Source organism: Taibaiella koreensis (assembly GCF_003545715.1).
Classification (GTDB): Bacteria; Bacteroidota; Bacteroidia; order Chitinophagales; family Chitinophagaceae; genus Taibaiella; species Taibaiella koreensis.
In genome coordinates this window covers 151,696-177,841 of the sequence record NZ_QVNU01000006.1, presented here as the reverse complement: position 1 = coordinate 177,841, position 26,146 = coordinate 151,696, and the positions used below count along the sequence as shown (strand labels likewise).

The window sequence follows — 26,146 nt, the reverse complement described above, 5'->3', positions numbered from 1 at the left end:
GTTCTCTATTAAACTCTGGACCTTAGCAGCTGGCTCTTTTCGGAAAGCTCAAATTGCTGATCTATAAATGGTATAAAGGTTTTAATCAAGGGATTGTTTATAAAATTGTTTGACAAACCATTTTTTGCTCTTAATGTCAACAACGACAATATTTCGACAGGGAAATATTGCCAGATCAGATTATTAAAGGGCAAAGTCCAGTCATCTTTGCTCCCTGCAATATGAAATGCAACCATATCATTTACCCAATTGCAAACGGTGTCTTCATCACTTGAAAATACATGATCCATAGCGGCCTGATAGATATTAGCCGCTGGGCTGGTGCTTACTGATGCAATAGTATTAATGTCGTTTATATTGGTTTTTTCTACGACAAAAGAATATAGCGGAAACAAATGTGTATAGACCGCGCTGCGACCGGCTAAATTTGGAGATAGTTCCTTCTCCTGTTGCTTGTACAAACTAAAGTAGTCAGCAAGCGTAGGAAAATCTTGGGGAAAGTAAAGGGCAGAGAGTAGCATCGATAACACTATATCCGGCAGGAACACGGCGCTGGCAAGCAGCTGTTCACGTTGTGCCCGAAGCTGAAGCAAAATGAAATAGTAATAGCTGTTGATCAGCTGGTCAAAACTATGTTGGTCTTGTCGCTTCTGGAAATGAAGTATGGCCGCTTCTATATGCAAGCTACCTACGTTTTCCAGTATTCCGAGTACATCAAAAGTGGTCGTAAATGTTTCACCAAATTCTTCGAAAGTCGTGGTGAACTCTTCTTTATTCATTCTGATAAAAGAGGTTTCACTTGCTTCTAAAAATTGGACATAATCCGGATCATATTGTCGGCTGCTAAAACTCTTTTCTATTGATTTCAGTAATCTCTTTAAAAAGTCTTTCTCGTCATTTGAATTCATACATTTTTTCTCTGGCAATTTGTGATAGCCCTATTTGGTATAGGTCATCCTTACAGTTAACTAAATGGATAATCTTTGCTATAACTTTTGAACAAAAAGAGTACCATTTAAATAAATTCGCAAAAATCTAAAACCGAACATTCAACAAAATGCGCTTTTGATTTCTACATATTTACCGCCAACTTAAATTTCCTTTAGAGATGCAACGGCTGTTCCAAGAGCCATTCGGCTAACTGCGTTATCTTAGAAATTTAAAATCGCACGATATGATGGGAGATAGAATTTCCTTTTTATTCTTAGTTACACCGAGACTATCGAATAATGGAAAATCAAATGGAGATAAGGAAAGATTTTTCCATTGTAGGAATGATAGATGCTTCCCGCATTTTTTTTGCAACTAATAACGCTGGTTGCATTTCAAACCTTTGTAGTATCTGAGGGTGTGTTTTAAAAAGCCGGCACAGTAATACTGCGCCGGCTTGTTTTAGTTATTCTTTGAGACGCGCTTTGTCGACCCTAGTTAATTTAACAGAGATGTCCTGGGCTTTTAACCCAAATTGGAAATTATAGAATTCATCACTTTGCGAAGATGGAAAAGAAAGAATAAGACTGTTGTCCCTTGTGCCAATTTGATATAGCTGGAAGCTTTTCGATTGACTTTTTTTGTTCGCTTGATCATCTGTTAGGAAAAACACCTCCTCTGATTTATAATGTATTCCAGTCGTAAAGAAGTTGTTTGGATCGAAAATGATGAATGTATCTTTCAGCGGAAATATTGGTAAATCAGTAGCTGACAATATATCAACTTGTTGTTGTTTTGATAAACATTTAAATTTATCAAGGGCTTTTGATGCGGGACCATACGCAATTGTTTGTTCGCCGCTTATAGGATCTGTCAGCAGCTCCGTACCTACTAGTTCCTTTCTTAGAATAAAAGCCTTATTCTCCTCAATTAGCTTATTACACAACTGTCTAAACAAACTCTGCTCAAATTTTTGAGAGTTGACATTTGAGATGCACATCAGAACGATAATGGCAGAACACAAAAACCGTTTCATGTTTATATCAGGTGCTATTGTAGACCTTGGAAGTAAAATGATTACTGAGGATAGCTATTGAACAAATTTTTTGCTCAAAAGTGATAAGTCCACTTTGTTAACTATACCATTAGGACTAGCGTGAAGGCTCAAATACTAATTCTACAACTGTCCATTTACCTCGATTTCTACGAAGCAGCATGCCCCAAATTTCATCTTGTTTATCATAATTAATCGATATGAAGTCACCCCATAAGACGGCCTTTGTCTTGTCTTTGGAATACATGATTTGGGACATCGAAAGCAATTTCGTTGATATCTCTGCTGTTGGATATTTATCGCAGGACCTTTTCTTATTTAATTCAGTTTCAGTTGCACTATCATCATATTCAAAACAGAAGTCAATATTTGACGTGTCTATTTTTATGATGCTTGTTTCTTGGTTAGGTAAATAGAACTTTGTTTCCGTTCTATTCTTTTTGAGCATTTCAGAGGTTATTATCTTTGCCATGCCTTGCGTGTTCTTTTCGGGCTTTCGTTTTATGCGCATTATAAATGGGTCATTTGCCTTGATTTTTTCAATTGATTCTGTGGAGACAGTCGGATCTATTGGTTCATTTACCTTTGAGTAAACAATATGCGATTGTCTATTATAAATAGCAGTCGCTGCCGCAGACCATATCTTGGTCTCCTCTTGACAAAAGCACAGTTGCGGCGTCAGTGCGAATACAATAGCTAAAAAGCTAAAAATTTGGTTTCTCATATTAGTCCAATCCTAAGGTGTGTGAAATATTGTTGTTTTTTACGTTTGACGGAATCTCAGTAGGAATTTGTGGAACATTTGTTTGATTCAGTGTTGGATACTTGTTGTTCGCAGCAGGAGTAATATCAAATTTCCCATTCTCTCGACGAGATGTAACATTAACGCCAAATCCATAAACATCGACGTCATGTCCACGTTCTCCAGTTAGTGAAGTTTTATAGTATTGTGTACCTGCTTCCTTCGAATCCTTGGCTACTTTTCTTTCTGTTTTGGTGTTGCCTTTAGCATCAGTAGTGGTTGATACATTGAAGTTACCTGTATTTCCTCCATTAGTAGTTTGATCACCATAATGATCGTACTCATGTAATAAGGTTGTCCCTAATCCTAAAAGCTGATTATTGTATTCATCCGAACCAACTGGAACTTTTGATAAGTACGTTACCATTTTTGAATCGATTACGATACCACTCTTGCCCCCTCTAGCCCCTGGAAGATACTCCGTCAAATTTACATCAGGACCATTACCAGGCTTTAGATCATTTAAGATGGTACCCGGACTTAAACCTGTGGTCTTTGACATTACGTCTAAAGCCTGAGGATTGTCGTGGAGCATATTTCCAACGTTTGCTACAATAGTTCTAAAGGTATTTAGGTCACTTTGAGCTACACCCAACCGCCTAAGCTCCGCTGCATCATACGTTAGTTTTAGATTACCACCAAGGTCTATATTTCTTACAGGATTATTACCCGCATATACAAATGGTGATTCGTACGGAAATTTCTCAGCCATTGGATCAATAGCATGCCAAACGCCCAATTGAGGGTCTTGCATCCTTGCACCGTAATCATACATTTCAAGTCCAAAGTGTTTTTCCAGTTCTTTACCATTATACTTAAACGGCTGATCTTTGTGATTTAAATCCCGGTCTATATTCACTGCAAGTCCATGCGGATAATAATGGTCTTCTTCTAATATTTTGCCAGTATAGTGCTCGATCATGATGTTGTCAAACCATACATCTTTGCCGATGCTCTGGTTATCGACATATACCAATACATAACCCTCCCCATTGCTCACTACACCAATATCTGGGGGGCCATTGAATTCAGGTATTGGTCCAAAAGTATTCCAGCCGTTAATTCCGCCGGAAGGTACCTGAGTAACGCTGCTTCCCCGCTCTACCAGCTGTAGCTTCTTATCAAAGAACAGCACATTTAAATGCGCCTTCGGACGCTCCGGATCATCGTTGGCAGACAGTTTATTGAGCTGACCGATCAGCGAAGGATTTGACAAAGCATTTTTAACGATCCGTACATTTTCGGGCAGTTCTGCGATGGGCACACCGGCGTAGGTATTGCCGCCTAATAAAGCGCTCATTAATGATTCCACCATCGCCTCCGGTCCGCTATCGCCGTTGGGCTTGAAGCCACCTTCATAAAAGGCATCCGATTTAACGATAAAGCGGTCACCGGGCATGGTCTTCAGCATAATAGCCGTTCCTACCTTTTTATCGCTGCCGTTCAATTTGGCGGCCATACGGTCTTCGGGATCGTTACTTCCGGGTTTGCTGTCGCGCACGGCGGGTATATTGTCAAAGACCATTTGTTCTATACCGGCCAGGGCTATTTCGTGCCGGGCCAGGTAAATTTCATCGATGGGTGTTGCATTAACCGTGCTGCGCACATTGCCCAGGTGATCTTTTACAAAATAATCGTAAACAAACTTTGTCTGTCCCGTGCTATTGACAACTGGTCTAGCTCTTCCTTCACTATTTGTTATGTATTGAAGGGTGTCATTCTTGTAGACGAAGTTACCAATATAATCATATATATCCTTCATACCCGTGCTATAGGTCTTGAGTCTTTTTTGGATGCGAACTCCGGAAGCGTCACTGTAATAGCCAATTTCACCCTGTGGAAGTACTATAAATGACGGCTTGTTCAGATAGTTATAGGTAATTGGGTTGTTGATACCTTTATTGGCATCGGTGAGCATATTGCCGTTGGGGTCGTAGCTGTACTCCTGGGCCGAGTTGGCATTGTCTTTGAAATCGGGCAGCGACATTGTTGCAGATGGCGCCACTGCATCCTGCACTTTCACCAGACGATTGCTAGCCGGCGCATAGGTATAGGTCAGCTGGTCCATGTCGATCGGGGTATTGATCCCCGGCGGATCGATGCCCCGCTGGTTCATGTGCAGGATATTGCCATTGGCATCGTAATCGATGCCGGAGGCGGTATAATCGTAGGCAGCATGGGACCATTGGTTCAGGGTGTTTTTTTGCCGGTATTCGGCATGGCTGAGCCGGTTCAGGTTATCGTAGCTGTAACCGTAAGCCTCTACAGGTGCATTATTGCCGGCCTTGCGCCAGGTAATGCCTGCTATATTGCCGTTAAACAGCCGGTTGCCAAACCCCTGATCATAGTATAAGTTTTCTTCGAATAAGTGCGTGCTGTCCGGATCGTTATTGGCATTGGCCACATCGATATGGTTGAGGAAGCCACGTACATTATACTCCTGCAGGGTATTACCTGCAGGCGTCTGCTTGGTGACCAGGCGGCCCATATGATCGTAAGAATAGCCGGCCAGGGTATATTCGATACCGCCGTCGATCTGCTGCGTGATCTGTATCAACTGCGTTCCGCCATTGCTGCCCATATTGCGGTCGGAGGTGGTGATGAGTTTGATCTGGGTATGCGCGCCATCTGTAGCGCCGGCTACCGGCTTCGCATTGGGCTGCTCATGCCGTAGGATATTGCGCCAGAGCGCACCCTGGAAATAATAAATATTGGAGCTGATGTCCAGGCCGCCTTTACTGTTTTGCGCTTGTGATTGCAGCAGGCGGCCCTTGTCATCGTAATAATTGACCGTCGTCAACCAATCGCCTACACTATTATCAGATGTTATTATTTTTTGCATGGTGCCTGTTACCGAGCCCTTAGTCGTCGAAGCAATTTTAGGATATACGATCTTCGGATCACCCACGGGTACTTGCCCCGTGAATTGACCTGCATCGAAGTTGAAACCAGACAGCTTGCCATATTCATCATAATAGGTATAACGCAACAGGATGCAGCCGGCAAGATTCTCTGGTGGATAGACTTGGTAAAGGTCATATGTCTTAAGGTAGTACAGCAGATCGGTATTGGGCCAGGTGGTATTGTTGTCTATATAATCGGCGGTCTGCCCACGACCTAGGCTGCCCACCATCAAGCCACTCGATAGTTCCCGGTCCAGGGCATCATAAGTATGGAAGGTCCAATTTTGCTTCGCCCTAAGATTACCATCCTGGTAGAGAACCAATCGGTCTCGTTTATCATAGATATAGTATTCCACTTCTTTTCCCGGTGTCTTTTTCTCTACCCTACGGCCACGGGCATCGTACAAATAGCTATAGCAAAGACCGTCCGCTACAGCAGCAGAGATGCTCCAGGTATTGCCCGATTCAGTATGTTGTTCCACAGCCATCGGCGGGATCATATAGCGCAGCCGTTGCATGTCATCATAGACATAATAGGTACAGGCGTAGCCATTATGGGCCGTCTGCGGCTGATGGTTGTCGTACATGTACACTTTCTTCAGTACGATCCGGCCTTCCTTGTCTTTATATTCAATGCCGAACTTCCCGTCTTCGTCGGTAGTTGTTACGATGCTGATCTCCCCGGCATTATAAAAGCCATTGGAGACGGGCAGATCGGTTGCTGCGTTACCGATAGTCCACAGCCTGATCTCATTGGCTTCGTTAAAGCGGTATTCGTGGCGGATTCCTCTTCCGGCGCCTACCCAGCCGGCGCCCGGCGCAGACTTTCGCAAAACCCTGTTCAATGGAGAACTTTCGGTTTCTACCCGGCTATAAGGTGGCTCTCCTGCACCATTGTAAAAATTACTCAGGTTGTAGTAAGCTACATGATCTGCTATACCATCTGACAGAAAAGGCTGCCTGGTGTAGGGCAGGTATTGGTACTGCTCCCGGCCCAATTCATCGTAAACATGCGGCTGTACGATATCGGCACCGGTGGCATGGGCTTTCCGTAAGACGGTCTGCAACGGGCGGCCCAGGCCATCGACCAGCTCCTTACTTTGCTGGTAGGCCTCTGCGGGCGGCGGCCAGCTCTTGACCGGCACATAAGGTGCCTGTGTCGTAACCGCATTGTACAGCCGGTCTGCCGGTTCGTCGTGCAGGTAAGGATAGGTCACCGGTCCGGAGTTGCTGACGGGCGTCTGCGGTATATTGGTCGTAGGATCGCTTAGCTGCTGGGCCGTTGCCGCTAAGGGCCCGGTCAATAAAGTAAGCAGTACAAGGCGCGTAATATTTATAGCTGATTTCATGGATAAACTATTTATTGAGCTACCTGGTATTGATAGTCGTTCTTTTTAAGGATGTTATCAAAATGATCTTTGACATAACGGAGCCGGCCCAGGCCATCGAATTCAAATTTGGTCCCGATGCCGTTATCGCCCACTTTGGCCTTTATTCCTACGCCAGGTTCATTGGAGTAGCTAGTAAGCGATGAAGCAATCGGTCGAATAGCCACCTCGTCGATAATGCTGCCATTGCCGACCTGGATGCTTGCAATACCGTTGTGGTACAGCGTTTCGGACTGATAGGTCCAATCTGTACCGTCAAACTGCCACCAGGTTTTCAGATAGGTGCCCGGCGCGAGTGCCAGTCCGGCGATGGTAAATACACCGCTATAGCCATAGGAGCCATATTTGGCCGTAGCTATCGCGCCAGAAGGCGCTTCCTCGAAGCCATTATAATATACTTCTCCCAGCTTCGCATTCTTTACGTAGGCGACCGGCAGCAGGGCGTTGTGCGCGTAGAGCATGCTGAAACTACGATCTGTTTCATCGGTCAGCTCGCTTAGCTGCCCGGTAGTGTTATAGGTTCTGTACTCGGCGTTAAAATGGTACCGGCTATCCTGGCTGAAGGCCGTTCCGGTAGATGTCGCCAGGTTCAGGTAAGGGATCGCTGCTGTGGTTTCCAGCGAAAAGCTTTTCCAGGGATAAACCCTACCGGAAGGAAATATTTTATAGGTGGTGAGTGCGGAACCCAGGATATATTCCTGGCCGCCTTTGATCACCGATTCTGTTTCCGATATCGGTACCCCCAACCGGTTTTGATGCTTCAGTTGATCCAGGGCGCTGGTCATGGCATCGCCCGAGGCGCTGGTTGCATAATCCAGGGGATAAGTGATCCGCTGCACCTTGATACTGCCATCGCTGGCGGTGGTTTGCGTGCGGGTCAATTGGATGTGATCGGGATTATCGTAAAAATAGCTGGTCTCTTCGCTTTGGGTGCCGCCGTTAAGATAGGTTTTCGTTGTGCTTTTACTTAAATAGCTCCATTGGGAAATGGCGTGTGTAAGTGCATAGGTCAATTCGACCTGGTAGGCACGGTAAGGACAATTCATTAGAAACCCGAATTTGGCGCTTTTAACATCGGCAAAATTGGTCGCTGAGTTGACGTATTCATTAATTTCCTCTTTTACCGGCACATTGCTTGCACTTAAGTAGACGGTATTTATTGGCAGTCCTCGCCGCCAGCTATAATCCGTTGGTGCATTGTAAGGAAAAATAGCATCCTGGGCGTCGTTAAAGAAAGAAAAACGATGATCGATAGAACCACCTTCGCCGTTATTTCCTATTGTTTCCAATACACGGGTATAACTCACTGGGCTACCATCGCTAAATACAATGCTCGAATTGCATTCTGAGGTTAGATTGACATAAATCTTAGTGGTGTTGCAGGCAGGTGCTGCATTGCCCGTGCAATCGCTGCCGGAACGGCTCGTATAAGTATACTCTGGCTCACGTGGAACAATACCTGACGAACGACTGGGATCGATGGGATCTGTATAACTAAACTTTCTGACGGTATAACCGGAGAACTGATCATAGTTTTTAATGGATTTGATTCGCAGGCCCCCGGCGTTGGGTTTGTAGCTATATCCCTGAACCACTGGATAAGTTACCATGACCTTGCCATAATCCAGGGTTTCAAAGGTTGTAATCGTAATGGTATACGTACCCGCTGCGAGGAACATATCTATTTCCTTCCATACGGTCGACGCGCCATTAAGGCTTGTATTCACCGGTAATCCCGGCCCGTTTAGTGTCATTTGGGTTTGGCAGGGCTCAATGGTGCAATTCTGCCCGCCATTAGGAGGGTTGCCATCACAGTTATCCCTTTTTGTAGCAAAATGAACTACTCCAGAAATGGCTGTGGTAAACGTACAGGTAGTGGTTCCGGCACCGTCTTGAGTAGTCCTTCTCATGCATTGAGTCCCACCTGTCCCGAGGACCGCAACGGAGACATTCCCTGCTGGCGAGTTTTTGCCGATCCTACCGTAATCGTTGAGCTCATACTCAAATTCGGTCGCACCACCTGTAGGGTAAACAATCTTATTTAATACGCCGTTCAAAGTAACATTGGTTGCGCTCCTGTCTACATCGCCTATATACTGCATGGTATACCACATCTTCGGGAATAGTGAAGAAACATTGTTTAAGGTATAGGCATAGCCCCAGTGATCCTTTCCCTTGCTGTTGATGGGCAGAATATTGCCCGGGTTGTAAAAGAATTTATGTTTATTGATGCTGCCGGTATTGTCAAACAGCTCAATTGAATCGAGCCGCAGCTTATTGGCAGAAGCATAATAACCGTGATAGAATTTATAGCCCTGCTTCAGAGTATTGTCCTTACGTACCAGCACCATCGAATCGATCCGAAGTGATTCGTCGTTACGAGGAGCGTAGGCCATCCGTAAGTCTTCAAAAGGTGTTTTGATCCTGGATACCAGTAGGGAGCCGTAGTGGATCGTGGTGTTGGAGGTGCTGCCGCCTGAAAGTTCCAAATAAGGAGAGGTTGACGAAGAACAATTAGGGCCACCAATAGATTGAATAGCTTGCAAATAGCGCTCGGTATAGCTATATTTATTGACATCCAGTAAGAGGTTATCCTGGATGTATTCCAACTCAATCTCTGTGATGTCATCAGGGTTGGTAATCTTTGTGAGATACCAATGACCATCATAGATATCATTTGTAAAAGCATCCCCGGACGATGTACTTTCAAAAGAGGTTTTAACCTTCCGGTCAAAAGTGTACCGGTAGCCTTCTTCGTCCGTAAGAATAAAATAATCACCATCGTTCGGAACGGGGATCTTCTCGATCTTCAGCTTCGAATAAGGTATGGTATAATACTGGCCGTCCTCCGGGTTAAAAAAGAATTTTCCGCTCCGGCCGTTGAAGCTAAACGTAAAATTATCCGCCTGCAGATCAAGAAAGCCAACCGTTGCCCTGTAATAAAGATCATTAAAACTGGCGGGATTATAGTTGGTGCCGGGCAAATTATTCCCTGTTATAGCCGCATAATTCGCATTAAAACCAATACTTGGCTTTTCGTCTGACCAGCCATTCATCGTTTTTGAAATGTTTCCCATGAGTGAAATGACCCAATTCTGCCCGGCACTGGTGGCTCTTTCATCGACCTGGATACCCTTATGATCGTAGTTGAGGGAAATGGGATATTGTATTGTGGCGCCGGAAAGGGTAAATAATGGTACGGTTATACCTACCTGACCGGTCGACAGGTTGAGGTTGTAGTTGCCGTACTTGCCAAGATTCCCGGCTTCAGGGTCCGGCTTGATCTGTCGTTCGATTTTAGCGGAAGGATCTTGTGCTTGTGCATTAGCCTTCACCAGACCAAATAACCCGCAACAAACCGCTAAGAGGCCAACTTTGAATAGCTGCTTCATAGGAAAGGGGATGTGATATTTAATTGTTGATTTATATTTCTAATTATTTGCAAAGCTTTAATTCAGCACCGCCATAAGTTGGCGGAGCTAACCGCCCCATACAAACCGTAATAGGAGGGGACTTCTATGGCCTTCGTGATGCTCCGTTTCATTCAAGGAGGTTAAATGAAACGGACGCAAAGTGGAATTTCTGATATCAAAGCAAAGGGTACGTAATTCAATTTCCAAAAACTTAAAAGGTAAACATTACTTGTCATGGACTTTTAATGTTAGGAGACAAAATCAAAGCATTATGAATAACAAATTCATTCGATAGAATGGATTCCGTATTGGATAATGATATTCTCCTTCAATGGATTTTTACTCCAGTCCTCCCATGTACAGGTGTATGGGTCATAACCACATTTTAGTGGCTTGCTGTAAACATTTGAAGGATCTTCAAGATATGCGCGACAGTCAGTACAAACGTGCCGAAATTCGCAATCTTTACAAACCTCTATTTGATCTTTGTTGATGTTCCAATATTTTTTAAAATGCGGCTGACATATTGCTTCTTCAAGAGTGATATCCTTAATGTTGCCAAAGCTTTCATTAAGTGAGGGACAATTCTTGATGTTACCATTTACATCGATTGCTATTTTTCTATTCAGACAAGTATTATGCTGAAGGGATTCCGAATGGTGCACTAAATCCGGAATAAAATATTTTTCGGCAATTATACCACAGTGGCGATGATCACGAAGGTCTTTTGTAGAGAATCTAAGCGTGCAGCTATCGCCATTAAGGAATATTTCCTCGTTAGTGGGCGCATTGCATATCGTTACAGAACTGAGGAAGCAATACTCTTCAATAAGTGCTTCATAATCTGTTTCCGGATTAAATGGAATGTATAAATTAACTTCGTCCAGCTCTTGGCCTTTACAGAGTTCGAGAATGTGTGACAAAAATGAGAGGGGGCAATCCGTCATAACTACTAATTCGAAAGCTTGACAGCCAAGTAGTTTTAACTGTGCGAGAGTATCAACAAGATATTCCGCCTTTTTCCCTATCTGGACTATTGCATTGGCTATAATTGCCGGCACATCGAATTCGTATTTTATTGGAGTAAAGTTATCTGCTAAATCCTCTCTACATAGAAAGATCAGCTCATGTTCAAGTAAGAAGTTGAAATAAGATTTCAAAATTTCTGCTTCTTCCTGATCTTCGCAAATAGCTAGCGTTTCTTCAATGCTTGCTTTTTTTTGCTCTGCGATTATCGAATATAGAGATAAGGGTATGGTATAATAATTGCCCCTTTGCGGGTCGCAGATAAGTGCGCGGGTACTGCCTGCGGTAAGCAGGCAGGATGAAAACAACCGAAACACGATCTTGTCAGACATATCAACCTCTTCTTGAGATGTATTTGTAATATTTTTTGTATTTATATTCCCTGGTTCCGAAGCTTTTAACTTCCCGCGGTCCTTTGAACGGAATTTGAACAGACGTTGCTGTCCATAAGCGTACAGAGAAGGGAAGGCTCTCAGTATTGATAAGTAATCCTTCTTTTAGATGCATTTTATTATTCATGGCCTATGTTATTGGCTTAATATCTCAGCAATTCTCTTTTCCAGGTAATAATTACAAGGGTTAGACACCATGCCGAATTGTCCCACAGGATTAACTTCCAGAAATACAAATCTTCCGTCGGCAGTTACGATCATATCCAAAGAGCCACAATTGAGATCGATTTCTGCCATGAAAACTTTTACTTTTTGAGCGATTGAGGCAGGTAAAATAAATGGGACATTACGATTTGAATATTCGTGATCATAATTCCTAAAGTCAAATTGAGTTTTTGCGTTGAGTTGTGAAAATATTGCCATTGAATAAATTTCTCCGAGTATATAAAACACACGTAACTCGAAGAATTTTTCAACATAAGTTTGAAAAAGTGTAGGATAAAAAACTTTATTGCCTTCCTGGATGTCGCTTTGCCGTACCTCATTTGTCAGGTTACGGTAGCACTTTCCATCGTGGGTGAAAGAGAACATTTCATTTATGCTTTTCGTTATCAAGCTGCCTCTACCGCTCTCGTCACTGAATCTTTCAAGATCTTTTTTTTGTGTGGCAATTAACGTGTCAGGAAGGTCGAAACCAGCCTTCGAAGCAACATAATGATAGTAGGTTTTATTATTTTTAGCGCTCAAATAAGAGTTGATACATTGCTTTTCACTTTGCAAATACCGATGGACAAATTCCATCACATTATCAAGCTCTTCTTGTAAATATTGGTGCATATTTTCATTCACCAAACTATGATTTGAAATCTTACCAGAAATATACTGAGCTCCATAATGTAACCAGCCACGTCGGTACCAATAAGATTTTACTTCAACCAAATTCAATGGTTTCCCATTAATCGTGATAACTAACCCTGCAAGTTGATTGCCAGCAAATTCAAGGCAATCGAACCGGACTTCATCGTCCTCGTTAATCCTTATCCACGTTATTCCGAAATGGTTTAGCCACTTCAAGACTTCTACAGTACTAGCATCCTGATGTTCTGATAAAATGAGTACCATGATTTAAGGGAATTGGTAATAGTAATCAGGGAGGTTGTACTCTTTTCTTATTTCAGATTCCCTCTGCTCCAGATCAATCAAAAATTGACGTGGCCCTTTATCTTGCTTTTCCGTACGAAGGATAAAATCGGGTACTCTTCGCAACTCACAAAGGCCTTGCTTAGCACCGGCCTTGATTAGTTCGAGATACCATTTCCGTCGCTCGCGGTTCCCCTCATGGGCGAAAAGAAAAAATTGCTCATTGTGAAGGCCGGCACCAATTTCAGCTGAACTGAATATGTGCCCCGATCTCTTATACACGTTGAATTGTTCTTCTAAATTATTTTCGTTTGCGATTGCAAACTCTTCTTTTCTTTCTGGTGCTTTAATATTTTGCCCTCTTATATATTGGTCTTTCAGTAACAAGTGCCATAGTTCCATTGAAGCCCGCCTGTTTTTTGGCTTCTCCAATCGCTCATAATGTTCGAATACTAACTGTTCTACTTTTTTCCAATTTTGAGAATTGCTCAGATATTCCTGCATGGCCACGTTGTAGCCTACAGCATTCATACACGTGGTAGCATTATAGGTGCTGAAAGTACTATCGGCGTATTTAAGCGTAACTTTTAGCATACTGTCGCTTTTAAAATGGCTGCCTATAGCATAATACGCCCCTACCAAATAGCAATTGACATCCGAATTGAGATAATCCAGGTCGTATAGCTTACAAGTCTCTATTATGTCAGCATATTTTTTCTGATTAAAAAGCGCGTTATTGATCGCTCTAAAGGAAGCGGTAACGCTATCATGGTTACGGATCTCTAACTCGCGCCTGGCAGTTGCACTATCTAATTTGTATTGTTTTACGCTATCAATTGTAATAAACGTTTTTAAGTTCTCTTGAGCTGCAGCTTGCGATATCGGTAAAAGAACCATGAGGCAAAGGTTTTTGAGACGCATGACTTCGAATTGGTGTTAAACGCGCCTGCCCGATATTGGCAGGCGCGTTGTGTTATTTAATACACATTATTACTGGTAATCGCCTGCGGAAGTGTTGTCGAACATCTTAAGGCTTTCGCGACGTATCGTCATGTTGCTACCGGGCCATGTAGTTGTGCAATCAAAACGACCTTCCCCTGTGCAGGAATAGGTATAAGTGTCTGTCACTACTTTGCCATCTGCAATATCGGAGCTCGTCCTGGAGGAGCCTCCGCGGATCATGCTTAACACCTCGTCACCTACTTTCGTCTTGGTGAAAAGGGCAGAATTCATACTTTCCAATTTGATTTTTTTCATCTGAATATTAAAATGTTAGCTTGTCCCATTTCTTTACCGCCTATGGGAGCATTCGTTCAGCGTGCATCTGTTTTAGGCAGGTTATTGATGCCATCCTGATTGTTGCGGCCGCTTTCAATTTTTTAGAAATACATTTAATAGTCAATCAGAGTTATGCCTTTTTATTGAGATTTAAAGGTAAATGTGGCAAAGCCAAACTGACATTCCCGGATTAAACTGCCTCGTGAATCGGTTGTGTTGAACAGCTGTGAATCGAATCTACCTGCGGAACACGCAAAGAAGTTCAATAGAATGTCTTGTATTTACACGACGCGAATTAGTTTGTATAGAAAATAATATCTATCAAATCGTCACAAATATTACTCATAAACCCAAAACAGCAGCAGGTAGATATACCTGTTTTAGCTTCAACTTGTTCATTGAAAACGTCTGTTTTGCAAGCGTTAATCTTTGTAAAGGAATCAGTACTAATCCATTAACACTGGATAAAAGTTAAGTATCTGAAATATTTAACCTGAAAAAATTACAGTCAAAAACCTGGTGCTTAAGCCCAACCTATCATTATTTTTACCCCCGAATTTAAAATTTACCCGGCTAAGAATAGCCAGGTCTAACCAAACACCGCGTGCACGAACTAAACAATCAACAATCAAATGCAGCATGTAACAAGAATGGCCTACTGCAAATAGGGTAAGTGATATAAACTACCAGATGCTAGTTGTTATAAGAAAAAAGAAGAAGCATCAGGAACTTTGAATGAATGCAACCAGTTTTTAAATGCAACCGGATCTTTAGGTTCAAAATGCACAATGTTGCCGTTTTGCAAAAGGATCGAATAGGCTCCGGCAGTTTCCTGGAAGCGCTTCAGAGATGTAGCGGGATAGCCAAAGCCTGGGAATGATGCGGCCGGATCGACCCTTAATTGAAAAGAAGTAGAGATATAAGTTTCCATATAATTCTGTTTAGTTTGGTAACTTCTTTTAGAAGATGAGGACAAAGTAATTTGGCTTTCCTGTCATAAAAAAAATATTGCGCTAGATAACAGGAAATCGAGCCAGATAACGGTTTTTTGAGCTGAGTAACGTTTTTTTAAGCTGAATGACGCGTCATTCAGCAAACCGAAATGCTTTTTTGGTCGAAAGCAAGGTAATTTTACTCATTAGCTAACCAAAAAAGCACCCTTTATGAAAAAGAAACAACCCAAAAAGCTCGACATTAAAAAGATTAAGATTATTCAATTACGGTCCCGGTCGAACCCAATAAACGGCGGTGCAAGTGTTCCACTTAACTGCAATTTTACCGTTGGATGTCCCGCGACATGGGGATGTCCATAATGAAGCGATCATATTTATTCAATTCAGCGCTACCGTTCCGGTGGCGCTGAACTAACCCAAACACCAAAGATCATGTCCAGAACTAAAGAGATAACCATTCATATTTCTCTGTGGATACTGTATATCACTTTTGCGATTTTTGTTTACAGATCATATCTAGGGTCTACGCAATCTATAGTGTTTGAAACAACTGGGTCATATTTGGTGCTGATCGGTCAGTTCTACATTAATGCATTTGTATTGCTACCACTGTTTTTAGGAAGAAATAAGATATTCATTTATTGTGCTTCGGCAATTCTCCTTTTCCTTTTTAATTTTACTGTTAAGTACCTGGGAGGCGAGTTTTTACTGCCTTTCATAACAGGCAAACCTTCTTCTGTGTCAGAACTGCCTATCGTCCATTTAGCGCTTGTATACAGCTGGCAACTGTTGCCTTTCTTTATGTATTCGACAGGTTATTGGCTTGCCAAAAAGATAATTCGCCAACAAAAAGAAGCCCGGGTAAGGGAACAGGTGAGGTCGGAGAATGAAAAACTAAGACTCGAAAATGCCGCACTTCGAGCCCAGATCAACCCGCATTTTTTTGTAAATACTATGGAATATTTCAGGGTCGGAATTGAAGACACTCACCCTGAAATTGCTGAGGGTATCGCCGCGATGACCACCTTTGTAGGTAATAGTATTGTGTCAACCGACGAAAGCGGTAGGATATCCTTGTTCAATGAGCTAAGGGCAATGGACAGCCTAATCACCATTTTCAGACAACGGTATCCCAATGCGAATATTGAATATACAAACAAAGTCTACGACGATATACTGATAATCCCCCATGTACTGGTCGCGCCGGTTGAGAACGCCTTTAAACATGGCAGCTTCACGGGTTCCAACAATAAATTGGCCATACACATTGAGCAAACAGAAGAGGATTTAATCTTTAGGGTCTCAAATACGAAAGGTGGATTGCAAAAGGACGAGTCAAGGGGAATAGGCATGCGATATATCAAAAGTCAACTGGATAAATTTTATCCTGAACAATATTTCCTGAAAACAGAGGATAAAGAAGGACAGTATAACCTATCTCTTACGATTCAAAATATAATGACACATGGCGATTACCTGCTTTATAATTGACGACGAACCCGCATCAATTAAAGTCCTGACGCGGCTTATAGAGAAAACGCCAAGCCTCCAATTGGTAGGGGCGACGACCGAGCCACATGATGGACTAAAGTTTCTCAAGGCCAATAAAGTTGACGTGGTATTCCTTGATATTGGCATGCAAAAAGTTTCGGGGCTTGAACTGGTCGAGATGATCGACAATCGTGTCGTATTTGTAACGGCAAGTGACGGCCTCACCAATGACGCGCTTAGCCATCCCAACACAATTGACTACCTGGTCAAAAGAGTAGAGTTCGATCGTTTTGTCATCGCTGTTAAAAAGATCGAAGCAAACTTTCCTCAGAAAGTAGACAATACCGGTTTTGAAAATGAAGCTGCTTATCCGTTTTTAACGGATGCGGGAGTACAAAATATAGCCTTCAGCAGGATCATTTATATAGAAGCCAAGGGCTATTATACTTCCGTCTACTACGACGAAAGCAGCTCAGCAAAACTTACTCTAAAACTTAAAGACATAGAATCAATTTTTCCATCCTCCATATTCGCAAGAGTCCACAGGGGCTTTATTGTGAACAAGAAAAAGATCGTTAAGACAAAGTATGACGAGGTGGAATTAATTGGTGGGATAAGCCTGAGTGTGAGTCGTTCTTACAGAGACAACCTTTTACTATAGCAAAATTAAACCTCCGTCGTAAGATAAAATCAAAAAATGGATGGCCCTACAGCCATCCATTTTAAATCGCCGCGACCTATTTATGCAGCCTTCTTCCTGATAACAAGATGCCTCAACTCCGGATCATTGGACATCCGGTCCAGCTCAATATCTATCAGGTCTTCGATCTCCCGTTTGATGCTCATGTAATTATTTTGCACCATTTGCTCGTCCACCTGCCTTACCAGTGGTAAGGACTTATAGCCTTTTATCTCTGCATTAATCGCATCATGATCGTTGATAATTGCTGCGTGAAATGCCTTCAATTCAATTTTATTATCGGGATCATCGGCGACCATGCCCACAAATTCGCCCGAAGATAAAGAAGAGATCCTCGAGGGTGGAACAGCCGCTTCGAGTTGCGTAGATTTGCTCACGCTGGTGTCCTGGCTATTGATCGAAAGGCTCTGCCTGTCCTGCATGATCTTACCGATCCTGTCCGACAAGGCCTTAGCCGTGTCACCGGTAACCTGGCCGGAAATAACATTGCCGACAATACCCATGATCACATCCGACTGTTCCCTGCCGTAATCTTTTCTAAGTTGCGAGAGGTCCTGCAGGCCCAGTGTAGTAGAGACTTTATTACTCCTGGCGGTGGCGATCAGGCTATCAATACCGTTTAAGTATATGGTGGGAAACTCGTCAAAAACGAGGCTGCTCTTAAGTTTCCCGGGTTGATTGACTAGCTTGATCAGCCGGTTGACATATAAGGATAGTACCGCGCCGTAGATCTGTATCTTTTGCGGGTTGTTGCCCATGCAAAGGATCTTTGGTGCGTCGGGGTTATTGATATCCAGCGAAAAATCGCGCCCGGAAAGCACGTAGTAAAGCTGCGGGGATGACAACCTGGCTATCGCGATCTTGGTAGAACCGATCTGGCCTTCCAACTGTTCGGCAGCATCGTTCAGGTAAGCCTTTACAAAAGGATTGATGTAAACAGCAATCTCCTTTTCAAGCTGCAGTACGCTAAATAAGCTATCGTAGTCTGCCTGCATGAGCTCGATCACATGCGGTAAAGTGCAGTAGATCCCGAACTTGTATTTGCGCAGAAACCAGATGATGGCGGTCAGGAAATTGATACTCGACTCTATGAAAAAATCCCCTTGTTTTGTTATCCAGAGCTTGTTTAGCCCTAACAGAATGGTCCTGGACGATTCCGCTGCATCGGTAATATCACTCATGGCTGCCGGGTCCAGCGGGTTGCAACGATGGCTTCTTTCCAGGTCGTCGAAGTTGATAAAATAACACTCGCTTTTGCTTTTATAAACATGCTTGTGCTTTAGCCAGGTATTATAGACGATCACCGACAGGTCGGGCATCTTGAAGTCGTAAACGAACATCGCAAAACCCTTTTTGATGTGCTGAGTAATGATGTGGCGGATCACGAAATAAGATTTCCCGGAGCCGGGAGTACCGGAAACCAGGATGCCCCTGAAGGGATTGATGATCGATATCCAGCTGTTGCGAACCTTGCTTTTCAGCCGGTATTTTGCCGGCAGATTAATGCTGTATTCATTTTCCAGCAAGCGCTCCTCCTGGGGGAACGTTTCGTTTTCGCTATTGAAAATATCGTGCTTCAGGTTGTTCTTGATGATCCTGGTCAGCATCGTGCCGCCCGACAATACCAGCAAAAAGCCGAAGCCGGTCAGGGCCATGTAGAGCATGGCAACGGCCTCAACGGAAAGCGAAAACCGCAGTAATAAGTAGCTGATAAAGTAGCAGGTCAGCCCGGTGATCAAATACGCGAAGCAGGTTTTGTAACCCATCTTCTCGTCTTTTCGGCCCTTTGCCCCAAGCAGGGAGACTGCCAGGAAGCCCAGGGCGATTAGCTTTGCCTTGTGAAAGCTGGAAAATAAACCGGTCCTGACAATATTGGACAGTACGCGGTCGGAGAAGGCCGACTGTACATGCCATAAACTAAAAGCAGCATAAAGCTGGTAATAAAAATGAAGGAAAAGGACGACCATAGCGATCAGCCTGGTCATGTCCACTATCTTCCTTAAAGCCTGTTCGTTTTCACCTGTCTGCATCACATTTGGATTTAAGTGTTGTTTATTTATTGATTCGTTTTCTTTTCTTGCGGCGTGTCCTGCGCAGCTCGTAGGGCAGGTAATTGCTGGTATATTCCGGTTGCAGGAGCATTTCGATGATGGATTTTTGTTGATCGCCGGGGGCTGTGGAGAAGGGATAAGGGCCGTTTACATTAGTGTAAATCCGACCGGCATCAGCGTTTTTGTTTGTGCTTTGTCGCTCTGCGATGGCCAGTACCGCCTGTGGTTTTTCCCGGATAAATGTTTCGGCAAGTCTTTCTGCAATGGCCTTTGCACTGTAGTTGCCCAGGTCGCTGCCGTTGAATACAACCTTGTTACGGTGGTCGACATAGGTCAGGCCATAGATATAGCCGTCTTTGTTTTGTCGCAGAACGAGGTCCACGCCGGCCTTCTTCAGTTCCTCCTTAAGGGCAGTAAAATCAGTTACCCCAGGCTGCCGAATGGCTTTGTCGATGGCAAGACGCAGCGCAGGTTTGCTGCGCTGCCTTTCCACATCACTCCGTAAAAAGCGTTTCTCGATATCCGCCAGCTTTGCTTTGTAGGCAAAGGCGCTGGCTTTGATCGGCACGCTAATACCTTTACCATCCGGCCCGATCACCTTGTAGATCAGCCCACGAAAATTGTGTAACCGGCTTTCTTCCTGGCCGCCATCAGCATGAACATTATAAAGGTTGAGCACAGCATTAAGCTCCTGCAGGGAGCAGTATTTATACTGTTCCAATACCTTAGAAAGGACGTTGCCTATAGCCCTTTTGGTGCCGGTCTTTCCGTATTTTACTGCAGTGGCATCGATCGGGTTAAGCTTAAAAAACTCCTTCTTATGGTCAGCCCATCTAACCAGATCATACTTTTGTTCAAGGGCCTGCACGGCCGGCACGGACAAGCGTTTGCCAATGTTAAAGGTGTCTATGTTGGTCCCATCAGGCCTTACGCGCAAGGTCACAATGTGTACATGGGGATGGCCCGCGTCGAAGTGCTGGTAGAGCAGATAAGGCTGGTCGCCGAAACCAATAGCCTCCATATATTCCCCGCTGATCTGTCGCAGCTGGTCTTCCGAAAGCCGTTCTTCCTGCGAGAAATTCAAAGAAATATGGATGCCGGGAACCTTCACATCAGGGTGCAGCTGGCTCGTGCGCTCAAGCATATTGAGCCTTAAGAATTCAGAAAGTTCGTCGGTATTCAATGGATAATTAACCGCGTCCAGCAGGACCGCGGCACCCTCGCTAACCTTATTTTCATTATAAAAAAAGCTCTTGCGCAAGGACCTGCCGGGCTTAATAACGGCTATCATCTTCCGTGATCTTTCGGATCAATAACCTGATTTCTGCGATGTTTTCCAGGAGCATTTGGCCAGTTTCGGACTGGCTAAGCAACCATGCCCTGACCTGCGGATCGTGGTCGAAAGTATGCAGGCGATGTACGCTTTGATTGTAATTATTGGCAATGCCATTGAGCGTTTTGTTGAGCTGAACGAACGCTGTAAGCAGGCTGTCCATCGATAAATTCCGGTACGTTGCGATCATCGGTTTGCCCAGTAAAATGTTCCTGGCATACTTGCTGATCTTCTTTTCTGTGGTCTTTGAAAAGGCTTTCTGGAGCTGTAACAGCTCTTCGTTGGACAGGCGCAGGTGCAGCCATTTGTCCTTAATGATCTTCTTGTCGTTCATCACAATATCTTTTTCACGTTTACATAAAATGATTAAAAAGCATGGCCCCGCGAGTTCCGAGCATGGGGGCCCTAAAAACCCAAGTGATACTTGGGAACACCTTGCCGATTTCGCATGAAATAGGAAATTCCTATCAGCTACATGATCGTAGCATGCTTTCGGCCAAAAATGTTGGCTTATTGATTAGCGCCGGAGCTTCCGGCTTTTCTGTGGCAGCTTCTGGCTAACGGGATCGGTATGCTGGTGATACTCGTTGATGTCATCATAGGGGCTGAAAAGATGACTATAGCTTACCGCCTTCGGAATAGCCTGGGTAATCGCCTCGGTAGCCTTCAACCCGGGCGCGTTGCCATCCAGCAGTAAGGCAACCTCATTATAGTTCTGCAGTACCGGTAGCGCCCGCTCGACGAAGGAGAGACTGTTGAGGACGAGTATATCCCGACCAGGTTGGTCCCACTTGCTTTTGAGCTGCAGGTAGGAAAGCATATCCATAAAGCCCTCCACAACTGCGACATTGTTATATCCAAGACCGATGCGGGAGATATCCTTTGGTGTACTTGCCCCTTTAAAATAGCGGTTGCGCAATTCGTAACCGCCGGAGTCGTTGGGAAAGCCGATGGCAAAGTATTTTTTACCGCCGTTGAAATAATGAACCTCCTTACAGTACTGGCCGGCCAGAGAAAGAGGGATCTTCCTTTGTGTCAGGTAATCGGTCAGGCCGGCGTGCGTAAGCGATTTAACCAGGTCAATCGTGATCTGCGGTTCACTGCTTTTCGCAGCTACCCCCGCAAATGGCTTTGTACTTTGGCTGGGTCCATTGTTCAGCCGCAACAGGAAGTCACCAACACTACATTTGAAATACCGGGTGCCGAATTCCACCAGGTCGCCGCCTTTACCTTCACCGAAATCATACCAGCGGTTCATCGAAAGGTTGATCTTGAAGCTGGGTTCACCTTCCTCCCGGAACGGGGAATGGTACCAGGCGTTTCCTCCCTTTATCTTCTGCGGCTCATATCCCAGGGAGCGGAGATAGGCCACGAGGTCCATTTGTTTTGCCTGCCGGCAATCTATCCAGTTTGCATTTTCCATATCACAAATCTTTACCACTGCTCAAACTAAACAGTGATGCAAAACTATCCACGGGATATGGCAGAGCAATGAGTTAGGTAAATTCTACCTAAGTAAAGGAACAGGAAGCATTTTATCTTTGGGGCATTGTTTAGTGTTGACGAAAAAGAGATTATGATGAACAATCAAATGGAGATGCTGTACAGTATGCTGCTAAGCGTACCGGGCATGAATGAAAAAGTAAAGATCGATCTTAGGATCAGCCGTAACCATGTACTACTGCTGGCCCAGGTCATGCAGAGTGGCCTGAAAAAAGAGAACCCGGATATCGTCGGGCTGTTATCTGCGATGCCGGAAGGAAGCCTTGCTGAAATGCAGGCGCTGGTAGGGGACTGCTTGGCGAAGGCGGAGCTGACCGAGCTGAACGGCAAGCTGCTAACGTTTAGCAAGGCCGGTCAAGCGAGGTAATGGTGGAGGATGGCCAGATGTATTCTTGTATGAATGCAGATGGAATTTAATGGCTATAAAAAGCAAGGCGGGTATAGAGGAAATTCCTGAAGACTTGTATGTTTGTAGGACACACGAAATCCTCATAGCGGAAGATTGAAATGAAGAAGAGAAACGGTATGGTATTGCTAGTTGTCCTCCTGTTGCTGGCGCTTGTCGTGGTGTGGTATCTGTGGAGCCACAAAAGGAACCGTCTAAAGGCAGCGGCTGATGAGGCCCGGTACGAAAAGATCTGTGATACGGTCCAAACCATTTCCTCGAAGGTGTATATCAGTTTCGAGGGATTTCAGCGGAACGAGATCACAAACCTGAAGTACTTTCTTGTCCGGGGTCATCGGATTATTGCAAATACCCTTGTCCGGGAAGCCTTTCAGGGTAAGGACAATTACTATTCGGGGATCATACCGTTTGCAATATTCAAAAAAACAGACACTGTTGTTGTGCAAACCTCGGGAGCAGACCGCAGGTATTTCTGGGTTTCCGGTTTCCGCTACCGGCCTTACCTGTACAACGGGGCAATGGGCTACCTGGGTGAATGTGACTGTCGCCTTTTTGACGGCGACTACCTGGTAAACGGTAAAAAAAGTTACGGTGCGCTCCGCAAAGCTGATGGCATGAGGCAGAATCCGTTGACACCCCGTTAAAAAGCAAACGGTATAGCAAATGATCAACCCGCAGCCCCGACTTTGTTCAGCCCCTATACCATGAACAAGGACGGGGCTGCACCGCTTTCGCCGCCGCATGCGGGTCCAGGAGTGTGGCGGGGTAAATATAGTTTCAGGTAGCCGGCGAAAGAAAAAATGGCCCGTGCTTAAAAGAAACAGCTAATGGAATAGCCAATATAAAACCTGCAGCCCTGGCATTAAATCCCCATCACAAAACAGACAAGGGATTTAATGCCGGGGCTGCGCCAATTTTGCGGCGGCCTGCTTCTCCGGTACGGAGGTGCAGGCTGCCGCCGCGCTCAGGGGCTTATGCGGCCACAGACAGTGGCTGGGTGACACCAGTGTCCATGTTGTGAAAAAGTCCCCGTTTTGCGGTCATAGCGTGGCGAAAAAGGCTAAACAGGAGGGATGCCCCCATCGTGGCAATCGTGGAATTAATAAACAGGTCTTGTTTTTCCAGTGCTTCGGCCAATGAGCAGGAGGGTTCGCTGCTTTCGTCCTGGCTTTGGAGTAGTTCTTTAAACTCGGTGGTCACTTGCGGCAGGCTGTCCACCGTAATATACAATTCCGAACGTGGCTGCCGGATGGGCTTTACCGTAGACAGGATAACCTGTCCGCTGCTACGGGAATTACCACAATCCATCCAGTATAGCGCATTGTCCCTGCTTAATGCGTTGCGGTTTGCCAAAGCCTGCAAAATCTCCGCAATCTCAAACCTTGCCTGAGCGGTATCAACACAGCTTATGAAAAGGTTTGCCTCGCTGTGGGCGGGCAGCCGGTCGTCCGGCGTCCATGCAAACAAATTTTCGGTAGCCCGCCAATCCGTACCGAAAAAACGGTTGATGCGGTTCGTAAGCGCAACGCCTTTATTCATGCCGAGTTCGCTTTCGGCGAAAAGCTGCCTGCCGAGGTTGGCATCGCTCACCTTGTCGGGGTCAAAGGTCGTAACCTGAAAACCGGGGTGGCCAAGCTGGCGCAGTGTATGGTGCATACGGGCAAGACAGGTGAGCATCTGTGAGCCGGTACCGCCTGCCCCGATCAGGTTCACCTTTACGGGGTTGGTCGGTTCTAAAAAATATGGGTGTGTAAAATGCATATAGGAAGTAGTTTTCATCGGATTAAATTTTGAAGGGTGAACGGATGTTTGCGCAGGATATCAACAGGGAATGCTTCTGTCTTGTCCTGTAGGTTTAGGAAACAGTCGATAATATTGCCTTTAACGGGGCTGGTATTTCGCAGCAGATGACTAAAGCTGCTTGCCCAAAAAAAGTGCTCCCATGTCCGCATAAATTCCTCCATACCTGCTTCCGGCGGGATACGGGTCTTTGTCGTTCCCATACAGACCTTTCCGTCATCATAGATGTTAAAAAACGGGGCATGATAGATAACCGTTTTCATTTTTGGTTTACAGTCTTGTTTTAAGGCAAAAACCTGCAAGGCATTTTTCCCCGCTTTCCAAAGCATCGGGGGAACAGGGTAAACGGTATCGGTTAATCCCATGCTTGACGTAAAACTCAAATGCCTGTGAGCTGCGGGTGTATGCCATAACAGGTAGGCGTTGCTCCCTGCGGAGAGGTGCAGCACATTATCCGGCATTAGCCCCTTTGATTTCAGGAAATTGCTGTTCAAATCACCTGCGCTGTCCAGTACGGTAGCCAGTTGCCCTGCCTCCGCAATAGTCAACGGGTGGCCGTTGACGGCGCAGCCATTGCCATCCATACCGTAAGCCTCTACATAAACCTTGTCCCCTACATTTTTGCTTTGGTAGAGGATGATGGCAGCCTGCGGGAAATAGAGTCTGCCAAATTGTTCCGTTATATTGTTCATGGTAATTCTTCTAAGAGTGTTATCAATTCGCCCACAAGTCGGAGCAGGCGGTATTCATAGGTAATATTGTCATCGATTTCCTTCCTGCTATCATCCATCAGCAAATGACATTCAGGTTCCCTGATGTAACTATATTCCGCAAGGCAGTTATTGACATTGCTGAAAACACTTTCCCAAAGACAGCCTTTGGTGTCCGCCACAAAAGAGAGGTAGTGACAGGGCAGCATCACATGGTCATCATTGTAGTCCCCGTTGTATTCCTCTTCAGAGGGAATGGTAACGTGGCTGTAAATGCTCGCCTCGGGAAATTCAGCATATAGCTGTAAAAAATCCTTTGCCAATTTCCCACACCTGATTTCCCAATCATTCCGTGGCTGAAACGCTTTCAGCCGCCTTTCAAAAAGGCTCAGATTGTTTTTTTTCAGGATGATTTTAAACATGCGGTCGCCGATAGCCTCCGCCTTGCGAAATTCCTCCAGTTGCAACAGGTTCTCATCGTCGTAAGTTTCCTCCTCGAGCCACATGCCAACACAATCATACTCGCTGTAGAGATAAGTTCCCTCATCCCGGTAATAACATACCCCGGCCTCCCTGAACAGGTAGGAAAAAACCGATACCAACAGCATACCCGCTTTCCTGTTTTGTTTCAGGAGACAGCACAAAGGCAATACGGGGATATAGTAAAGGCTATGGCCGATATCGATATATTCCGATACGCAAAGGGCTGTTCCTTCGTCGGAGATACAAAGCCTGCGGTAATGCCGTTGTTTGACCAACTGCCGTTCGGCATCCCATAGGCTTAGCAGGACATTGGCGGGGTAACTGTATTCCGATACAAACGGCTCAACGTGATACAAGCCGCACATCTTTTCATAAGAGCGAAAGAATGCC

General features: G+C 44.7%; 21 protein-coding genes. 4 read left to right on the top strand and 17 right to left on the bottom strand.

From position 1 onward, the window contains the following. Positions 1–8 precede the first annotated feature (8 nt). From DZK30_RS19140 to DZK30_RS19095, 10 genes are all read right to left on the bottom strand, one after another. Positions 9–908: a hypothetical protein gene (locus DZK30_RS19140; protein WP_118975790.1), complete on the bottom strand. Its 900-nt coding sequence runs from the start codon at positions 906–908 to the stop codon at positions 9–11. 488 nt (positions 909–1,396) lie between these two features. Beyond that, positions 1,397–1,966 carry a hypothetical protein gene (locus DZK30_RS19135; protein WP_118975789.1) on the bottom strand — a complete coding sequence of 190 codons (570 nt, stop codon included), beginning with the start codon at positions 1,964–1,966 and terminating at the stop codon, positions 1,397–1,399. A 115-nt stretch (positions 1,967–2,081) separates the two neighbouring features. Next, a complete protein-coding gene (locus DZK30_RS19130) occupies positions 2,082–2,708 on the bottom strand; it encodes a hypothetical protein (RefSeq protein ID WP_118975788.1) in 627 nt (208 codons plus the stop codon). A gap of 1 nt (position 2,709) precedes the next feature. After that, positions 2,710–7,038 (bottom strand): DUF6443 domain-containing protein, encoded by a 4,329-nt coding sequence (locus tag DZK30_RS19125; protein ID WP_205529502.1) that lies wholly within the window; start codon positions 7,036–7,038, stop codon positions 2,710–2,712. Between the two features lie 11 nt (positions 7,039–7,049). Beyond that, positions 7,050–10,469 (bottom strand): hypothetical protein, encoded by a 3,420-nt coding sequence (locus tag DZK30_RS19120; protein ID WP_118975787.1) that lies wholly within the window; start codon positions 10,467–10,469, stop codon positions 7,050–7,052. 305 nt (positions 10,470–10,774) lie between these two features. Beyond that, positions 10,775–11,848: a grasp-with-spasm system SPASM domain peptide maturase gene (gene gwsS, locus DZK30_RS19115; protein ID WP_118975786.1), complete on the bottom strand. Its 1,074-nt coding sequence runs from the start codon at positions 11,846–11,848 to the stop codon at positions 10,775–10,777. Between the two features lie 195 nt (positions 11,849–12,043). Then, complete coding sequence (gene gwsG / locus DZK30_RS19110) at positions 12,044–13,030, bottom strand: grasp-with-spasm system ATP-grasp peptide maturase (RefSeq protein ID WP_118975785.1); 987 nt, start codon at positions 13,028–13,030, stop codon at positions 12,044–12,046. Positions 13,031–13,033: 3 nt separating this feature from the next. After that, positions 13,034–13,969 carry a hypothetical protein gene (locus DZK30_RS19105; protein WP_162903248.1) on the bottom strand — a complete coding sequence of 312 codons (936 nt, stop codon included), beginning with the start codon at positions 13,967–13,969 and terminating at the stop codon, positions 13,034–13,036. Positions 13,970–14,038: 69 nt separating this feature from the next. Then, positions 14,039–14,281 (bottom strand): hypothetical protein, encoded by a 243-nt coding sequence (locus DZK30_RS19100; RefSeq protein ID WP_162903247.1) that lies wholly within the window; start codon positions 14,279–14,281, stop codon positions 14,039–14,041. A gap of 745 nt (positions 14,282–15,026) precedes the next feature. Then, positions 15,027–15,257, bottom strand: a complete 231-nt coding sequence (locus tag DZK30_RS19095) for a hypothetical protein (protein WP_118975782.1) — start codon at positions 15,255–15,257, stop codon at positions 15,027–15,029. A gap of 454 nt (positions 15,258–15,711) precedes the next feature. On the opposite strand from DZK30_RS19095, the gene DZK30_RS19090 reads away from it, so the two are divergent. Together DZK30_RS19090 and DZK30_RS19085 are read left to right on the top strand one after the other, a co-directional pair. After that, positions 15,712–16,770 carry a histidine kinase gene (locus DZK30_RS19090; RefSeq protein ID WP_118975781.1) on the top strand — a complete coding sequence of 353 codons (1,059 nt, stop codon included), beginning with the start codon at positions 15,712–15,714 and terminating at the stop codon, positions 16,768–16,770. Next, on the top strand, positions 16,745–17,431 hold the full coding sequence (locus DZK30_RS19085) for a LytR/AlgR family response regulator transcription factor (RefSeq protein ID WP_118975780.1): 687 nt from the start codon (positions 16,745–16,747) through the stop codon (positions 17,429–17,431). The genes DZK30_RS19090 and DZK30_RS19085 overlap by 26 nt, the downstream gene beginning before the upstream one ends. Positions 17,432–17,511: 80 nt before the next feature. Here the strand turns inward: DZK30_RS19085 and mobC are convergent, their stop codons facing one another. From mobC to DZK30_RS19065, 4 genes are all read right to left on the bottom strand, one after another. Beyond that, positions 17,512–19,500 carry a conjugal transfer protein MobC gene (gene mobC, locus DZK30_RS19080; protein ID WP_118975779.1) on the bottom strand — a complete coding sequence of 663 codons (1,989 nt, stop codon included), beginning with the start codon at positions 19,498–19,500 and terminating at the stop codon, positions 17,512–17,514. Between the two features lie 22 nt (positions 19,501–19,522). Beyond that, positions 19,523–20,812, bottom strand: a complete 1,290-nt coding sequence (locus tag DZK30_RS19075; RefSeq protein WP_118975778.1) for a relaxase/mobilization nuclease domain-containing protein — start codon at positions 20,810–20,812, stop codon at positions 19,523–19,525. Beyond that, positions 20,796–21,188, bottom strand: a complete 393-nt coding sequence (locus DZK30_RS19070) for a plasmid mobilization protein (RefSeq protein ID WP_118975777.1) — start codon at positions 21,186–21,188, stop codon at positions 20,796–20,798. The genes DZK30_RS19075 and DZK30_RS19070 overlap by 17 nt, the downstream gene beginning before the upstream one ends. A gap of 183 nt (positions 21,189–21,371) precedes the next feature. Then, positions 21,372–22,277, bottom strand: coding sequence for a toprim domain-containing protein (locus tag DZK30_RS19065; protein WP_118975776.1), 906 nt, complete (start codon positions 22,275–22,277; stop codon positions 21,372–21,374). A gap of 153 nt (positions 22,278–22,430) precedes the next feature. Here DZK30_RS19065 and DZK30_RS19060 point away from each other — a divergent pair, with 153 nt between their 5' ends. Further along, positions 22,431–22,724, top strand: a complete 294-nt coding sequence (locus DZK30_RS19060) for a hypothetical protein (protein WP_118975775.1) — start codon at positions 22,431–22,433, stop codon at positions 22,722–22,724. A gap of 140 nt (positions 22,725–22,864) precedes the next feature. Next, complete coding sequence (locus tag DZK30_RS19055) at positions 22,865–23,407, top strand: hypothetical protein (protein ID WP_118975774.1); 543 nt, start codon at positions 22,865–22,867, stop codon at positions 23,405–23,407. Between the two features lie 328 nt (positions 23,408–23,735). On the opposite strand, the gene DZK30_RS19050 is transcribed toward DZK30_RS19055, so the two are convergent. The 3 genes from DZK30_RS19050 to DZK30_RS19040 are packed head-to-tail and all read right to left on the bottom strand — an operon-like array spanning position 23,736 to position 26,112. Continuing rightward, complete coding sequence (locus DZK30_RS19050) at positions 23,736–24,542, bottom strand: PRTRC system ThiF family protein (protein WP_118975773.1); 807 nt, start codon at positions 24,540–24,542, stop codon at positions 23,736–23,738. Continuing rightward, entirely contained in the window at positions 24,539–25,255 is a 717-nt protein-coding gene (locus tag DZK30_RS19045) for a PRTRC system protein B (RefSeq protein ID WP_118975772.1), read from the bottom strand. Before DZK30_RS19045 ends, DZK30_RS19050 begins: the two co-directional genes overlap by 4 nt. Next, positions 25,252–26,112, bottom strand: a complete 861-nt coding sequence (locus tag DZK30_RS19040) for a hypothetical protein (RefSeq protein WP_205529501.1) — start codon at positions 26,110–26,112, stop codon at positions 25,252–25,254. The genes DZK30_RS19045 and DZK30_RS19040 overlap by 4 nt, the downstream gene beginning before the upstream one ends. Positions 26,113–26,146 lie beyond the last annotated feature (34 nt).

Excerpts from the sequence above, each read along its gene's own strand:
- DZK30_RS19140 (WP_118975790.1), bottom strand. The coding sequence starts at position 908 with ATGAATTCAAATGACGAGAAAGACTTTTTAAAGAGATTACTGAAATCA.
- DZK30_RS19135 (WP_118975789.1), bottom strand. The coding sequence starts at position 1,966 with ATGAAACGGTTTTTGTGTTCTGCCATTATCGTTCTGATGTGCATCTCA.
- DZK30_RS19130 (WP_118975788.1), bottom strand. The coding sequence starts at position 2,708 with ATGAGAAACCAAATTTTTAGCTTTTTAGCTATTGTATTCGCACTGACG.
- DZK30_RS19125 (WP_205529502.1), bottom strand. The coding sequence starts at position 7,038 with ATGAAATCAGCTATAAATATTACGCGCCTTGTACTGCTTACTTTATTG.
- DZK30_RS19120 (WP_118975787.1), bottom strand. The coding sequence starts at position 10,469 with ATGAAGCAGCTATTCAAAGTTGGCCTCTTAGCGGTTTGTTGCGGGTTA.
- gwsS (WP_118975786.1), bottom strand. The coding sequence starts at position 11,848 with ATGTCTGACAAGATCGTGTTTCGGTTGTTTTCATCCTGCCTGCTTACC.
- gwsG (WP_118975785.1), bottom strand. The coding sequence starts at position 13,030 with ATGGTACTCATTTTATCAGAACATCAGGATGCTAGTACTGTAGAAGTC.
- DZK30_RS19105 (WP_162903248.1), bottom strand. The coding sequence starts at position 13,969 with ATGCGTCTCAAAAACCTTTGCCTCATGGTTCTTTTACCGATATCGCAA.
- DZK30_RS19100 (WP_162903247.1), bottom strand. The coding sequence starts at position 14,281 with ATGAATTCTGCCCTTTTCACCAAGACGAAAGTAGGTGACGAGGTGTTA.
- DZK30_RS19095 (WP_118975782.1), bottom strand. The coding sequence starts at position 15,257 with ATGGAAACTTATATCTCTACTTCTTTTCAATTAAGGGTCGATCCGGCC.
- DZK30_RS19090 (WP_118975781.1), top strand. The coding sequence starts at position 15,712 with ATGTCCAGAACTAAAGAGATAACCATTCATATTTCTCTGTGGATACTG.
- DZK30_RS19085 (WP_118975780.1), top strand. The coding sequence starts at position 16,745 with ATGGCGATTACCTGCTTTATAATTGACGACGAACCCGCATCAATTAAA.
- mobC (WP_118975779.1), bottom strand. The coding sequence starts at position 19,500 with ATGCAGACAGGTGAAAACGAACAGGCTTTAAGGAAGATAGTGGACATG.
- DZK30_RS19075 (WP_118975778.1), bottom strand. The coding sequence starts at position 20,812 with ATGATAGCCGTTATTAAGCCCGGCAGGTCCTTGCGCAAGAGCTTTTTT.
- DZK30_RS19070 (WP_118975777.1), bottom strand. The coding sequence starts at position 21,188 with ATGAACGACAAGAAGATCATTAAGGACAAATGGCTGCACCTGCGCCTG.
- DZK30_RS19065 (WP_118975776.1), bottom strand. The coding sequence starts at position 22,277 with ATGGAAAATGCAAACTGGATAGATTGCCGGCAGGCAAAACAAATGGAC.
- DZK30_RS19060 (WP_118975775.1), top strand. The coding sequence starts at position 22,431 with ATGATGAACAATCAAATGGAGATGCTGTACAGTATGCTGCTAAGCGTA.
- DZK30_RS19055 (WP_118975774.1), top strand. The coding sequence starts at position 22,865 with ATGAAGAAGAGAAACGGTATGGTATTGCTAGTTGTCCTCCTGTTGCTG.
- DZK30_RS19050 (WP_118975773.1), bottom strand. The coding sequence starts at position 24,542 with ATGAAAACTACTTCCTATATGCATTTTACACACCCATATTTTTTAGAA.
- DZK30_RS19045 (WP_118975772.1), bottom strand. The coding sequence starts at position 25,255 with ATGAACAATATAACGGAACAATTTGGCAGACTCTATTTCCCGCAGGCT.